Below are 14762 nucleotides of genomic sequence, written 5' to 3'. Positions count from 1 at the left end.
TTTTATTCCTGAGTTTCACTGTACGGTAGCCCGAAAGCGGGCAAGAGTTCATTAAATTGGTCAAAGATATAATCCGGCTCGCTCTGCGAAATCGGCTCGCCGTAGTTGTAGCCGTAGGTCAGACCGATTGAGCGGCAGCCCGCGGCCTTCGCGGCCTGAATATCATTGCGCGAGTCGCCAACGAACAGCAGCTCCGCGGGCGCCAGCCCCAGTTTCTCCGCAACCATAAGCAGCGGTTCCGGATGCGGTTTTTTGTTTTTTACATCATCGCCGCCGATAACAACGGTAAAATATTTGGCGATATCCAGCGACGCCAGAATCGGCGCGACAAACGGCGTCGGTTTATTGGTCACCAGCGCCAGCGGCAGGCCTTTTGCGTGCAGCGCGCCCAGCGTATCGGCAACGGCTGGAAATAAAAAGCTCCCCTCTTCCGCCACTTCACCATAGTAGCGATCGAACAGTTTGCGCAAAATGGTCTGCTGTTCAGCCTGCGGAATATCGTCATGATCGACGGAAGGTTTGCCCTGAGAGGCTCTTAACGCCGCGCGCTCCTGACGAGCCCAGGTCAGGGCTCGCTGGATCAAGACGTCCGCGCCGTTGCCAATCCAGGTCACGACTCGCTCTTCTCCCGCCATCGGGAGCTCCAGCGCATACAGGGCGTTATCAACGGCTGCGGTCAAGCCCGGCGCGCTATCGACCAGCGTCCCGTCGAGATCGAACGCCACGCCGCGAATGTTTTGTAACTTATCCATGGCTAACCTTTGCTAATTCGCTACGCATTTGATCGACCACTTTTTTATAGTCCGGCTGATCGAAAATGGCCGATCCGGCAACAAACATATCCGCACCGGCTGCGGCAATCTCAGCGATATTGCTGACTTTTACGCCGCCATCGACTTCCAGACGGATGTCGTAGCCGGATTCGTCAATGCGACGACGAACTTCACGCAGTTTTTCCAGAGTGTGTGGAATAAAAGACTGACCGCCAAAGCCCGGGTTGACGGACATCAGCAGGATGACATCCAGCTTATCCATCACGTAGTCGAGGTAGCTCAGGGAGGTGGCCGGGTTAAACACCAGACCGGCTTTACAGCCGTGCTCTTTGATAAGCTGCAGCGTGCGGTCAACGTGTTCGGAAGCTTCCGGATGGAAAGTAATGATGCTGGCGCCCGCGGCGGCAAAATCAGGGACGATGCGGTCAACCGGCTTGACCATCAAATGCACATCAATCGGCGCGGTGATACCGTAATTTCGCAGTGATTTCAGCACCATCGGACCAATGGTCAGATTCGGCACGTAGTGGTTGTCCATCACGTCAAAGTGCACAACATCGGCACCCGCAGCCAACGCATTGGCGGTATCCTCGCCCAGACGGGCAAAATCAGCCGACAGAATCGAAGGGGCAATCAAATACTGCTTCATCCGCATCTCCTTGAAATTTATTTGGTCTTGGGCGGACGGTACAGAGCCAGAAGCTCGTCCACCTTCTTACGTGTACCACCGTTGCTGCTGATGCTGCGTCGAACCTTCACAATATGCGTCTCAGCGGCGTTTTTGTACCACTCCTGAGTGAGCGGCGTGCGATGGTTTGAAATAAGCACAGGAATACGCTTTTTCATCAGCGATTCCGCTTTTTTAGCCAGCAGCTCCTGCTGCTCCTGGCTAAAGCTATTCGTATGATAAGCCGTAAAATTCGCCGTAGACGACAGCGGCGCATAGGGCGGATCGCAGTAAACAACGGAGCGGTTATCTGCCCGCTTCATGCACTCTTCATAAGATTCACAATGAAACTCTGCATGCTGCGCCTTCTCCGCAAAATGATACAGCTCAGCTTCGGGAAAATAGGGCTTTTTATAGCGACCAAACGGCACGTTAAACTCACCGCGCAGATTGTAGCGACACAGGCCATTGTAGCCATGACGGTTCAAATACAGGAACAACACCGCGCGACGCAGCGGCTCCTGGCTCTGGTTGAACTCATCCCGGAACCGATAATACTGCTCTGCGACGTTGTTCTCTGGTGTAAACATCTCACGCGCCGCCGCAACATAGTCATCGGTACGCAGCTTGACGATGTTATACAGACTGATCAAATCACTATTGATATCAGCGAGGATATAACGAGAAAAGTCGGTATTAAGAAATACCGACCCGGCGCCCACAAAAGGCTCAATCAAGCAGTCGCCCTGCGGCAAATGCTTTTTAATATCGTCAAGCAGGGGGTATTTACCCCCTGCCCATTTCAGAAAAGCGCGATTCTTTTTCATGCTGCCTAACTAATTACACATTCTCCGGCTGCGGAGAAAGCTCCGACAGCATCCTGCGCTTCAGACTACTCTGCGGCATTATTTCAGGTCAGACTGAACCTGATGCAGCGGTTTTGCCCACGGGTTTTTCGCCTGTACATCTGCTGGCAGCGTAGCAACAGCACGTTTCGCTTCATCTTTCGAAGCGTAAATGCCGCTCACCAGAACATACCAGGGCTGACCGTTACGCGTAGTCTCATAGACAACATATTTTTCCAGCTTCTCTTTCTTCGCCCAACTGTTGAGGTTGTTGTAGTTAGAAGAGCTGCTGAGCTGCAGCGTGTAGTGACCGGACGGCGCAGACTTCATCGAGCTGACGTCGCCGGCACTTTTACCCGCAGCAGCCGTTGCTGCCGGAGCGGCAGTTGCAGTCGCAGTCGCAGTCGGAGCAGTAGATGCAGTTGCGGCCGTTGCCGCAGGAGCGGTAGTCGCAGCCGGTTTAGCCTGTGCAGTAGCGGTAGAATTAGTGGTCGGCTGAGCTTTTGCCGGAGCCGTAGTCGCGACGCTTTCTGTACGCTTAGGCTGGACCGGAGCCGGTTTCGGCTGGGTCGGCGCTTTCGCCGTGGCCTGCGGTTTCGGTTCGATAACCGTATGCTTACGCTCAGCCGGGCGCGGTGTCGCCGCCGTCTGACGCTCTGTCGTCGCCTGACGCGGGGCAGTGGCGCCATTGCGCACTGGCGCAACGGTAGCAGGCTCAGTTGGCAGAGTAGAGTTCGCTACCGCGCTATCAATCTGACCCTGCTGCTGGGTCAGCGCATTGTTCAGATCGCCCTGAACCTCAACGCGCTGCTGCCCTTGCGGTTCAGCCGTAGCCTGACCTTGAGTCGGGTTAGAGGCGATAGGCGGCAGAGAAACATCCTGCGGCTGCGAGCTGCTAGCCGCTGATGAATCCTGAGCAGCAGGCTGAGTATTATTATTGTCCTGCTCGCCGGAGAGGTTGATGCTCTTCTCACCGGAAGCCGTTTGCTCGTTGGATGAGGATGGTGATTTCAGCGCGGAACCCACGCCAACAATCAGCAGCAGCAGAACGAGGATCCCCACCCCCATCATGATGTACTGACGAGAGGCGGGTTTCGCAGGCGCCTTCTTACGCTTGCGAGGACGACGCTCAACCTGACGCTCTTCGTCATCGCCCTCGTCAGACTCTACCTCTTCTTCGTACTCTTCATACTGTTCTTCGTCGCGCTCACGGCGTGCTTTGCTGCCGCGTGTCGGGCGACCATCGTCAGCATCATCAAGATCGACATCATCAAAATTGATTTGCGGATCGGCATCACGCTCTGAAGACTGACGAGAACGACCAGTACGACGATCGCTGCGATCGGCTTTCATATCGTCTTCTGGTTTTAATTCATCCATTTAACACCCCACTAAAAGGCTTATGCTCACGACTATTGCACATCACCCGAAATGATAACGCCGCGCGAACGCGGCCAGACCTTCTTATTGTTGCGCCTGCTGAGTATCAGCAATCGCGCCAAGAACAACATCGTGCGGTACTCCGCCGCGTATCTCGCTCTTCCCTATCGCGAGGGGTAGCACCAGCCGCATCTCGCCTGCCAGCACCTTTTTATCACGCATCATGTGGGGCAAATACGCCTCTGCCGCCATCTCCTGCGGCCCGCATACCGGCAAACCAGCACGCTGCAACAGATGAATAATTCGCTGCGTATCCTGCGGATCAAAGCGCCCCAAACGCTCGGACGCATGCGCCGCCATCACCATACCGGCCGCGACCGCTTCACCATGCAACCAGTTACCGTAGCCCATTTCAGCTTCGATAGCATGACCAAAAGTATGGCCAAGATTGAGTAAAGCACGTAACCCGGTTTCGCGCTCGTCGGCGGCGACAACTTCGGCTTTCAGCTCACAACAGCGACGGATACAGTACGCCATTGCGGTTTCATCCAGCGCCATCAATGCATCAATGTTATTTTCCAGCCAGTCGAAGAATTCGCCGTCAAGAATAACGCCGTACTTGATCACTTCAGCCAGGCCGGAAGAGAGCTCACGCTTCGGCAGCGTTTTGAGACAGTTGAGATCGACAACAACAGAAACCGGCTGCCAGAAGGCGCCAATCATGTTTTTGCCGAGAGGATGGTTGACGGCCGTTTTGCCGCCGACCGAAGAATCCACCTGCGACAGCAGAGTGGTCGGAACCTGAATAAAGCGTACGCCACGCTGGTAGCTGGCCGCTGCAAATCCCGTTAAATCACCAATTACCCCACCGCCGAGCGCCACTAATGTGGTGTCGCGGCCGTGTGGTTTTTGCAATAGCGCGGTAAAAACGGTATCCATCACCGCCAGGCTTTTAAACTGCTCGCCGTCGGGAAGGATCACGCTATCGACTTTTACTCCCGCTTGCTCAAGTGCGGAGCGTACGGTATCCAGATAAAGCGGCGCCAGCGTCTCATTGGTGACCAGCATAACCTGGTCGCCTGATTTCAGTGGCAGGAAGGAAGCTGGATCGTTAAACAAACCAGCCGCGATGGTAATCGGGTAACTACGTTCCCCGAGGGTTACAGTAAGCCTCTCCATAACGCGACGTCCACCTCAGTTGCTTTTACTCTGACGCACTTTATTAAGCCAGAATCAGTTGCTTTCCAGCATATGAATAATCTGGTTTGCTACCACTTTCGCGCTTTGATCGTCAGTACGGATAGTGACGTCAGCAATCTCTTCGTACAGCGGATTACGCTCATCCGCCAACGCTTCCAGTACTTCGCGAGGCGGCGCATCAACTTGTAGCAAAGGACGCTTTTTATCGCGCTGCGTACGGGCAAGCTGCTTTTCGATAGTTGTTTCCAGGTAGACCACCACGCCGCGGGCGGAGAGACGGTTACGCGTTTCACGGGATTTTACAGAGCCACCGCCGGTTGCCAGCACGATTCCCTGTTTTTCCGTCAACTCATTGATAATTTTTTCTTCACGGTCGCGGAAGCCGTCTTCGCCTTCTACATCAAAGACCCAACCCACATCTGCGCCAGTGCGTTTCTCAATTTCTTGATCGGAATCGTAAAATTCCATGTTGAGCTGTTGGGCTAACTGGCGCCCAATAGTGCTTTTGCCGGCACCCATAGGCCCAACCAGAAAGATATTGCGTTTCTCTGCCATTTTTTCGGTACTACTAAGACTATTCGTTAATGGTAAACCCGCTTCGCAGACACCCAGCGCAGCAGGACATGAACTGAAACCTCATATGCAATAGAGCGAGAGTCAGACTAAAAATTATCTCAATACTCCGGCTGGTTTGGCAACAGAATAAATCACCGGACAAGAAAGGGAGGATTGATGTCGTACCCGACTCTCAAATCGGTACCCCTTGTATGCTAAATCCGTCCTCACGTCAAACACCTGAAACGTGTTTAGCAAGAAAAACCGCTTAATGCACTGCCAGAATACGTGGAGTAATGAAGACAACCAGTTCACGTCGTTCGTTATCCTTACCGTCACGGCGAAACAGCTGGCCAAGCCAGGGGATATCGCCAAGTAGAGGAATACCATCGCGAGACGTTTTATTTTTTTGCGCAAAGATACCGCCTAACGCCAGGGTCTCTCCGCTTTTCACCTCCACCTGCGTTTCTATTTCTTGTTTATCGATAGCCAGCACTTCGCCATTTTCCTGTTTGAGCACCTGGCCCGGCGTATTTTCACTGATCCTCAGTTTTAACCGCACGCGATCGTGATGTAGCACCGTCGGCGTCACCTCCATCCCCAGCACCGCCTCTTTAAACTCAACGGAGGTCGCGCCGCTTTCGCCGCTGGAGACCTGATAGGGTATCTCGCTGCCCTGCTTAATGCTGGCGGGCTGCATATGTGAAGCCAGCAGACGGGGGCTGGCGATAATGTCCACCTTCTGTTTCTGCTCAAGTGCGGAAAGCTCCAGCTCCAGGAGCCGCCCACCGATGCGGCCGATGTTAAACCCGGCCCTCGTACTGGCATCCCCTACCGCCAGGTTGCTGCTCAGGGTCGTCAGTTTACCGGAGCCTGGTGGGCTGCTGGCGTCCGCCAGGCTCCACTTCACGCCCAGTTCACGCAGGCTGGTTTCGCTCATTGAGACAATATGCGCCGCCAGCTCAACCTGGCCGACAGGCACATCCATCTCCTGAACCCATGCTATTAACGCCGGGAGGTGTTGGGCGTCATCGCGAATCAACAGGCGGTTGGTTCGTTTATCGACCGTCAGATGCCCGCGAGCGCTCAGCAGTTTTTCGCCCGCTTTGGCCAGATCCTCTACATCAGCATAACGCAGGCTCATGCTATGCCCCTGTAGAGGGAGATTCTGTAGACGCTTTGCTCTCTCCGCCTCAAGCTGTGCCTGCTGCGCCTTTTGCCAGACCAGAGTATGCACGTACAGTACCGAGCCTTGTTGGGTCAGGGTCAGACCGGCGCTATCGATAACCGATCGCAGCGCCTGCTGCCACGGCACTTCCTTCAGTTGGAGAGATACCGTTCCGCTGACGTCCGGCGCCACCACGAGATTTTTTTGCTTTAGCTCCGCCAACGACTGGAGTACCTGGGCCACCGGCGCATCATCGACGACCAGCGACACGGGAAGATCCTTTTTTACCGCGTCGACCATCATCGGCAGGAGTAGAAACAGCAGGCTTATCCATCGCATCATTCTTTATTCCCTTTCGCAGCCAGACCCACTGCGCGGGTTCACACCCGGCGCCGGTTGATATAGCCATTTTTTCAGATGTCAGAAGCGTCACCCGCCAGCCTGTAGGCAGCGTCTCCGCATCCCTCACGCGGCGCCATTTCCCGGCGCTATCCTGCAGGATGCCAATCAACTCTCGCGGATCGCCTATCGCCCCACCGTAGCGCCATTGATTAAGCTGCGCAGTCCGGCAACTATCGACCGGAGGCTGAAAGGGATCGCGTTCCGCAGCCAGCAGCGGCAGAGGAAACAGCAGTAAACACCAGCCTTTACGGCGCATCTTCCGCCTCCAGTTGCAGGATCAGCCGTAGAGCCTGATTTTCCGGCTGCATTGAGAAAGCCGTGGCGCGCATCCCGCAGCGGGCCAGCCAGGAAAAAAGCGCCGGTACCGCTTGCCAGTCAACCGCCAGCTGCATCTCGCCACCGCGCCCTATCGGCCGCCAGTCCATAAGCGCAGCGCCCGTCACCGGGAGGTCAATGGGAGAGAAAACCTGGGTTTGTTGCTCATCAATACCAACGTTTTGTAGCGCAGCCCGCAGCGGCAACAATTTGCGCCACTGTGCTTGTATGCGCGGCGTGCCGCCCGCGTTAATGTCTGGTTGGGGGGGCTGCAGTAGCCATCCCCAGACTCCGGCAATGAGAACCAGGACGACAGGTATTGTTAACAGGCTTTTGCGCCCCGTCAGCCAGCGTTCAATCTCAACCCGCATTGTCGTCCTCTCCGGCCATGGAAAAGTGAAATAACCAGCGCCCTTCACCGTCGCGGTGCGTTTCTCCCGCCTTTGGCGGACGCAAGCCGGCAACACTCCCCAGCGCTTTTTCAAGCTCAGCCAGCCCCTTTAGATGCAACGTGAGTCCGCTCAGTACCAGGGTATTCTGGCGGTATTCCAGTTGGGTTAACCAGGCGTGTTCCGGCATAAGCGCCGCTATCGCCTGCAACCTCGACTGCCACGCGGCGGTTTTCTCCCGCCGCAGAGCGCGCAGGCGTCGTTGTTCCTGCTGCTGTAACCGTTGGCGCATGGCGCGCTCACGCTGCTGAAAGGCGGTATACAGCTGCTCTTCAGCGCTAGTCTTCGCGGTTTCAAGCGAGTGGCTGACCCGCTGGTTGAGCCGTGAAGTGAGGAGCGCCGCCAGCAGAATAAGCAGCAAACCAAGAATCAGCAGACCCGCCATCTGCAGACGTTGCCGTCGACGCGTTTCGCGCCAGGGAAGGAAGTTGACTATATGGCTCATGACTGACGCGCTCCCAGCGCCAGGCCGAGGGCAACGGTAAAGCTATCGCCACGTGCCGGGAGCGGGGGCTGCAGGCGATGGATAGCGCTCCAGGCGTCAAAATTCCGCCCGTCGGGCGATGCGGAGGCGCAGAGGCGAAACGTACCGCCATTCACCCGGGATACCAGGTCTGGAAAAGAGGGAGCGTCGCTGCACGGACAGCATCCCCAGCTATCGGCGGTGGCCCAAAGCCAGCTCGCTTCGTCACGCCAGGCCAGCCCCTGAACGTCATCAGGTTGCCAGGGGAGAAAGGCGCTAAGCGCGCTGGCATCCGGAACAATCCCCACCACCCTCAGCTTGAGTCGACTTGCCAGGCGGCACAGAAGGTTAACGTCCAACCGTTGCGCGGCGGTAACCCGCCAGCCATCAACCGCTCCGGTTTGCGCATAATCAACGCATAGCGAAGATGCGGGCATTTCCAGCTGCTGCGCCATCGCGCTGGCAATCCAGGTCGCCTGTTCGCTTTCTCTTAATGAAATCTGCGGGCGCGGGAGCTGCTTTTGCAGGGTTCGCGCCGCCGGGAAGGCGATACAGACCTGATGCTGCAAAGGCAGCTCCCGCCGCCAGCTTTGCAGCTGGCGGGCCAGCGATTCAACGTCCACCACCATTCCCTGCCGCACGCTACCGGGCATGAGCGGGATACTCCACCAGCGGCGTAGCGCCCAGCGTGAGCGCTCATGTAATAACGCGACAATAGCAATATGGTCCTGCTGGATATGCATTCCTATGCGCCAGTTTCTAAACGCCATGCTTACGATCTCCTTATCCGCCGATATGCTTCGCTATATCAATGCTCCAGGCTTGCCTTTATACTACTGCGCGTTTGTTTATAAACTGCCCAATGAAAACTAAATGAGAAATCTCCGGTGAAGTTCGTAAAGTATCTTTTTATCCTTGCAGTATGTTGCGTACTGCTGGGAGCAGGCTCGATTTTTGGTCTCTATAAATATATAGAGCCCCAGCTCCCCGACGTCGCAACCCTGAAGGATGTGCGCCTGCAGATCCCGATGCAGGTCTATAGCGCAGATGGTGAGCTGATTGCGCAATATGGCGAGAAACGCCGTATTCCCGTCACGCTACAGCAAATGCCGCCAGAGCTGATAAAAGCGTTTATCGCCACCGAAGACAGCCGTTTTTATGAGCATCATGGCGTTGACCCGGTCGGGATTTTCCGCGCCGCCAGCGTCGCGATGTTCTCCGGTCACGCCTCTCAGGGGGCCAGTACGATTACTCAACAGCTGGCGCGCAACTTCTTCCTGAGCCCTGAAAAGACGTTGATACGTAAGGTAAAAGAAGCCTTCCTCGCGATCCGCATCGAGCAGTTGCTCAATAAAGATGAAATCCTTGAGCTGTACCTGAACAAAATCTATCTTGGCTACCGCGCCTACGGCGTCGGCGCGGCCGCGCAGGTCTATTTCGGTAAATCCGTCGACCAGTTGACGCTGAGCGAGATGGCGGTCATTGCGGGCCTGCCTAAAGCGCCTTCGACGTTTAACCCGCTCTACTCCATGGATCGTGCAACCGCCCGCCGCAACGTTGTTCTCTCACGGATGCTGAGCGAAGGCTACATCACGCAGTCGCAGTACGATCAGGCGCGTAGCCAGACGATTGACGCCAGCTACCATACGCCGGAAATCGCCTTCTCCTCCCCGTATCTCAGCGAAATGGTGCGTCAGGAAATGGTCAGCCGCTACGGCGAGCAGGCTTATGAAGACGGTTATCGCGTCTACACCACCATTACCCGTAAAAATCAGCAGTCGGCCCAGGAGGCCGTGCGTAAAAACGTGCTGGATTACGACATGCGCCACGGCTATCGCGGCCCGGACAAGGTGCTGTGGAAGGTGGGTGAAACGCCGTGGGATAACCAGAAAATCCTCGATACGCTGAAAAAAAACCCGAATACCGGACCGCTCTCGCCGGCGGTCATCACGTCGGCAAATCCGCAGGAAGCCGTCGCGCTAATGAGCAATGGAACCTCGGTGTCGCTGAATATGGAAGGCGTCCGCTGGGCGCGTCGGTTTATTTCTGATACCCAGCAGGGCGCCACGCCGCGTAAAGTAAACGATGTGGTGCAGACCGGGCAACAGGTCTGGGTACGTCAGGTGGGTAGCAGCTGGTGGTTGTCGCAGGTGCCGGATGTCAACTCAGCGCTGGTCTCGATCAACCCGCAAAACGGGGCGATCATTGCGCTAGTTGGCGGCTTCGATTTCAACCAGAGCAAGTTCAACCGTGCGACACAGGCGCTGCGCCAGGTCGGTTCTAACATTAAGCCGTTCCTCTACACTGCAGCAATGGATAAAGGCTTAACGCTGGCGAGCATGCTCAACGATGTGCCAATTTCCCGTTGGGATGCCGGCTCCGGCTCCGACTGGCGCCCCAAAAACTCACCGCCGCAGTATGCGGGCCCTATCCGCCTGCGTCAGGGGCTGGGTCAATCAAAGAACGTGGTGATGGTTCGCGCGATGCGGGCCATGGGCGTGGACTACGCGGCTGAGTATCTCCAGCGCTTTGGCTTCCCGGCACAGAACATCGTTCGGACCGAATCGCTGGCGCTGGGTTCAGCCTCTTTCACCCCGCTTCAGGTTGCTCGCGGTTATTCGGTGATGGCTAACGGCGGTTTCCTGGTGAGCCCTTATTTCATCAGCAAAATCGAGAACGATCAGGGCGGCGTCATTTTTGAAGAGCGGCCAAAAGTTGCCTGCCCACAGTGCGATATTCCGGTGATTTACGGCGATACGCCGAAGTCTGATGTACTGGATAATAAAGATGTTGAGGACGTCGCGACCTCACAGGACCCGCAAAACCCCGGCGTTCCTCCACAGCCGCAGCTTGCGCAGGCGAACCAGTCTCTGGTGGCGCAAAGTGGCGCTCCGGAGTACGCGCCGCACGTGATCAACACGCCGCTGGCGTTCCTGATTAAAAGCGCCCTGAACACCAACATCTTCGGCGAACCGGGCTGGATGGGTACCGGCTGGCGGGCGGGCCGCGACCTGCAGCGTCACGATATCGGCGGCAAAACCGGGACCACCAACAGTTCAAAAGATGCGTGGTTCTCAGGCTATGGTCCTGGCGTCGTAACGTCGGTATGGATTGGCTTTGATGACCACCGCCGCGATCTGGGCCGCACCACCGCCTCCGGAGCAATCAAAGATCAGATATCCGGCTATGAAGGCGGCGCTAAAAGCGCCCAGCCGGCCTGGGATGACTTTATGAAAAGGGTGCTGGAAGGCGTACCGGAAGAGCCGCTAACGCCGCCGCCGGGTATTATTACGGTGAACATCGATCGCAGCACCGGCCAGTTGGCCAGCGGCGGTAACAGCCGCGCCGAGTACTTTATTGACGGCACCCAGCCGACCCAACAGGCGGTTCATGAAGTCGGCACCACCATTACCGATGGCGGGGGCGAGACCCACGAACTGTTCTGACAAAAAAAGCGCCTGCGGGCGCTTTTTTTATCTGAGAGAGGCGCTACAGCCGCCCTTGCGCCTGCAGCCATTCGCGCAGCAGGAAAAGCGCGCTAACGTTACGCGCTTCGTTGAAATCTTCTTCATCAAGCAGCGTCATCAGCTGCGACAGCGGCCAGCGCACCTGCGGCAGCGGCTCGGGCTCATCGCCGGGCAACGACTCCGGATAAAGGTCTTCCGCCACCAGGATATTCATCTTGCTGGAGAAGTAGGACGGGGCCATGCTCAGCTTTTTCAAAAACGTCAGCTTTTGCGCGCCAAACCCAACCTCTTCTTTCAGCTCACGGTTGGCGGCTTCCAGTACGCTTTCGCCCGGATCGATCAGGCCTTTTGAAAAGCCCAGCTCATAGGACTCCGTACCAACTGCATATTCGCGAATCAGGATTATATGGTCATCGACAATCGGCACAATCATCACGGCTTCACGGGTAGAAGGCCGCATCCGTTCATACACCCGGCGCACGCCGTTGCTGAACTCAAGGTCCACGCTTTCAACATTAAAAAGGCGCGAGCGCGCGACTGTTTCAACATTGAGAATGGTGGGTTTTTGTAATGATTTGCTCATTGTCATCGGTCTATGCTGTGATTACAGCGGTCATTGTGCGATACGCAGCACGGTTTCGGCAATCCTAATCGCCACTAATTTACATAGTTGCAACTTTTTCGTCTTGACCACAGGTATCACAAAGACTAAAAAGTCAATAGGTTGAACGGTATTTGAGAATATACTGATTCCTGGATTTTAACGCTTTTGATAAGGTTGTATGCTGCTGCATTGCATAATAGATTTTCTCCCGTTGACGTAATAAGTGCCGATTTCGACGGCTGTTTTACCTCCATTGATGCATGGCAACCGACGATACCAGTAAGAAAAGAATAACTATGATGGGATGGGCATGGGCACCTTTCTGATATTTTTGTTAGCTCTGCTAATCTGCGCATTGCTTATCGGCTGGTGGTATCGCACGCATACAAGACGTCGTCGCCTGCCGCTGCTGCACGCCTTTAGCGATGCCGCGACGCGCAAGCTTTCCGATGAAGAGCGCAGCGCCGTTGAAAAATACCTCGAAAGCCTCAGCCGCAACCAGCAGTTGCCGGCGTCTGGCGCCAGCACCGCGCCGGTCAACCTGACGCTGAACGAACAGAGCGGCACCGTTTATAGCGTCACCCGCGCCATTACGCGCTACGGCATCACCACCGATGACCTCAATAAGTGGCGCTACTTCCTTGATTCAGTTGAAATTCATCTACCTCCCTTCTGGGAGCAACATATCAATGATGAAAACAGCGTCGAGTTAATCTCCACCGATAGCCTTCCGCTGGTGATTGCTCTCAATGGGCAAACGCTCAGCGACTATCCGCAGGAATCTCGGGGGTTTGCGCTTGAAAAAGCCGCGGTGCCTCAGGCATCCATCCGCGGGGAAGAGAGCGAGCAAATTGAGCTGCTGAACATCCGCCAGGAAACACCGGAAGAGCATGCGCTCAGCCGCCCTGAGAGTCTGCGCGAAGCCATTCTGGTGGTTGCCGCTTTCCTGCTGTTTTATTGCAGCCTGATAACCCCGAACGTTTTTTCGCCCTGGCTGCTGGGCGGCGGGTTACTCCTGCTGCTGGCAGGCGTATGGGGGATCTACGCTCCCCCGCGCAAAACATCGCTGCGGGAAATTCACTGCCTGCGCGGCATGCCGAAACGCTGGGGATTGTTTGGCGAAAATAACCAGGAACATATCAATAATATTTCCCTCGGCATTATCGACCTTATCTACCCGCGCCACTGGCAACCATGGATTGCGCAGGACCTCGGCCAGCAAACGGATATCGATATCTACCTCAGCCGCCACGTTGTCCGCCAGGGGCGCTTCCTGTCGCTGCATGATGAGGTCAAAAACTTCCCGCTTCAGTACTGGCTCCGCAGCGCGATTATCGCCCTCGGCGCGCTGCTGATCGTCGTGATGCTGTGGGCCAGCGTACCGCTGAATATGCCTTTTAAATTCACCCTTTCATGGCTCAAGGGCGCGCAAACTATCGAAGCCACGACGGTTGCCCAGTTGGAGAAGTCAAAGATTCGCATCGGCGACACGCTGCGCCTGAAAGGCACAGGAATGTGCAACATCCACTCGCCGGGCGCCTGGACGGCAAAAGAAAACTCGCCGTTTATGCCGTTCGATTGTTCGCAAATCGTCTGGAATGATGCCCCTCCCCTGCCGCTGCCGGAATCAGATATCGTCAGTAAGGCCACCGCCCTGATGCAGACCGTCCAGCGCCAGCTCCATCCCGAATCCGATGACGATTCGCGCGTCAGCCCGGCGCTGCGTTCCGCCATTCAAAAGTCAGGCATGGTGCTGCTGGATGACTTTGGCGATATCGTCACAAAAACCAACGACCTGTGCTCAGCGAAAGACGATTGCGTTCGTTTGAAGAATGCGCTGGTTAACCTCGGCAACACCCGCAACTGGGAAGCCCTGACCAAACGCGCCAGCGCCGGCAAACTGGACGGCGTCAACGTCCTGTTACGCCCGGTAAGCGCGGAGTCGCTGGAGAACCTGGTCACCACCTCCACCGCGCCGTTCATCAGCCGTGAAACCTCGCGCGCGGCGCAGGCGCTGAATAGCCCGGCGCCCGGCGGTTTCCTGATTGCCAGCGATGAAGGCAGCGACCTGGTGAACCAGCCGTGGCCAGGCACCGGCTTATACGACTTCCCTGCCCACCAGCAATGGAGCGAACTGCAGCGTCTGGCGGGTATGCTAATGCACACGCCGTTCCAGGCAGAAGGCATCGTCACCAATCTTTACACCGACGCCAACGGCACGCAGCATATCAACCTGCATCGTATTCCTGACCGCTCCGGTCTGTGGCATTACCTCGGCACAACGCTGCTGCTGCTGGCCATGCTGGGCTGTTCGGCGTATCACGGTATCCAGGCTTTTCGTCGCTATCAGCGCCATCGCCAGCGACAGGAAGAGATCCAGAAATACTATGAAAGCTGCCTGAATCCGGTTCTGCTTTCCTCACCCGACCCGCAAGAATAATTCTCTGCGCGACGGGGTGTGATAACCTGTCGCG

General features: G+C 56.1%; 14 protein-coding genes. 2 read left to right on the top strand and 12 right to left on the bottom strand.

Annotated features, from left to right (window positions below):
- Positions 1 to 2: 2 nt before the first annotated feature.
- The 11 genes from gph to GUC22_RS01835 form a co-directional block, all read right to left on the bottom strand.
- The gene (gene gph, locus GUC22_RS01885) at positions 3 to 752 is read right to left on the bottom strand and encodes a phosphoglycolate phosphatase (protein ID WP_004132250.1); all 750 of its coding nucleotides are present in this window, start codon (positions 750 to 752) and stop codon (positions 3 to 5) included.
- Entirely contained in the window at positions 745 to 1422 is a 678-nt protein-coding gene (rpe, locus tag GUC22_RS01880) for a ribulose-phosphate 3-epimerase (protein ID WP_004126039.1), read from the bottom strand. Before rpe ends, gph begins: the two co-directional genes overlap by 8 nt.
- Positions 1423 to 1439: 17 nt before the next feature.
- Positions 1440 to 2267, bottom strand: a complete 828-nt coding sequence (gene dam, locus GUC22_RS01875) for an adenine-specific DNA-methyltransferase (protein ID WP_004132251.1) — start codon at positions 2265 to 2267, stop codon at positions 1440 to 1442.
- Positions 2268 to 2345: 78 nt separating this feature from the next.
- Positions 2346 to 3665 carry a cell division protein DamX gene (gene damX, locus GUC22_RS01870; RefSeq protein WP_049087554.1) on the bottom strand — a complete coding sequence of 440 codons (1320 nt, stop codon included), beginning with the start codon at positions 3663 to 3665 and terminating at the stop codon, positions 2346 to 2348.
- A gap of 84 nt (positions 3666 to 3749) precedes the next feature.
- Positions 3750 to 4844, bottom strand: a complete 1095-nt coding sequence (aroB, locus tag GUC22_RS01865) for a 3-dehydroquinate synthase (RefSeq protein WP_004132253.1) — start codon at positions 4842 to 4844, stop codon at positions 3750 to 3752.
- A 54-nt stretch (positions 4845 to 4898) separates the two neighbouring features.
- Positions 4899 to 5420, bottom strand: a complete 522-nt coding sequence (gene aroK, locus GUC22_RS01860) for a shikimate kinase AroK (RefSeq protein ID WP_004106441.1) — start codon at positions 5418 to 5420, stop codon at positions 4899 to 4901.
- A 268-nt stretch (positions 5421 to 5688) separates the two neighbouring features.
- Positions 5689 to 6930 (bottom strand): DNA uptake porin HofQ, encoded by a 1242-nt coding sequence (gene hofQ, locus GUC22_RS01855; RefSeq protein ID WP_049087555.1) that lies wholly within the window; start codon positions 6928 to 6930, stop codon positions 5689 to 5691.
- Positions 6839 to 7246 (bottom strand): HofP DNA utilization family protein, encoded by a 408-nt coding sequence (locus GUC22_RS01850; RefSeq protein ID WP_049286832.1) that lies wholly within the window; start codon positions 7244 to 7246, stop codon positions 6839 to 6841. Before GUC22_RS01850 ends, hofQ begins: the two co-directional genes overlap by 92 nt.
- Positions 7236 to 7676 carry a hypothetical protein gene (locus GUC22_RS01845; protein ID WP_004132255.1) on the bottom strand — a complete coding sequence of 147 codons (441 nt, stop codon included), beginning with the start codon at positions 7674 to 7676 and terminating at the stop codon, positions 7236 to 7238. The genes GUC22_RS01850 and GUC22_RS01845 overlap by 11 nt, the downstream gene beginning before the upstream one ends.
- A complete protein-coding gene (locus tag GUC22_RS01840) occupies positions 7666 to 8199 on the bottom strand; it encodes a PilN domain-containing protein (protein WP_098362994.1) in 534 nt (177 codons plus the stop codon). The genes GUC22_RS01845 and GUC22_RS01840 overlap by 11 nt, the downstream gene beginning before the upstream one ends.
- Positions 8196 to 8987: a hypothetical protein gene (locus GUC22_RS01835; RefSeq protein ID WP_024359833.1), complete on the bottom strand. Its 792-nt coding sequence runs from the start codon at positions 8985 to 8987 to the stop codon at positions 8196 to 8198. Before GUC22_RS01835 ends, GUC22_RS01840 begins: the two co-directional genes overlap by 4 nt.
- 117 nt (positions 8988 to 9104) lie before the next feature.
- Between GUC22_RS01835 and mrcA the strand changes: the two genes are divergently transcribed.
- Positions 9105 to 11663 carry a peptidoglycan glycosyltransferase/peptidoglycan DD-transpeptidase MrcA gene (mrcA, locus tag GUC22_RS01830; protein WP_116944334.1) on the top strand — a complete coding sequence of 853 codons (2559 nt, stop codon included), beginning with the start codon at positions 9105 to 9107 and terminating at the stop codon, positions 11661 to 11663.
- Between the two features lie 43 nt (positions 11664 to 11706).
- Here the strand turns inward: mrcA and nudE are convergent, their stop codons facing one another.
- Positions 11707 to 12267 (bottom strand): ADP compounds hydrolase NudE, encoded by a 561-nt coding sequence (gene nudE, locus GUC22_RS01825; protein ID WP_004854946.1) that lies wholly within the window; start codon positions 12265 to 12267, stop codon positions 11707 to 11709.
- Between the two features lie 331 nt (positions 12268 to 12598).
- Here nudE and GUC22_RS01820 point away from each other — a divergent pair, with 331 nt between their 5' ends.
- Positions 12599 to 14728 carry an intracellular growth attenuator family protein gene (locus GUC22_RS01820; protein ID WP_160183330.1) on the top strand — a complete coding sequence of 710 codons (2130 nt, stop codon included), beginning with the start codon at positions 12599 to 12601 and terminating at the stop codon, positions 14726 to 14728.
- Positions 14729 to 14762: the final 34 nt, after the last annotated feature.

Source organism: Klebsiella sp. MPUS7 (assembly GCF_009905335.1).
GTDB lineage: Bacteria > Pseudomonadota > Gammaproteobacteria > Enterobacterales > Enterobacteriaceae > Klebsiella > Klebsiella grimontii.
This window is presented reverse-complemented; position numbering and strand designations above follow the sequence as displayed.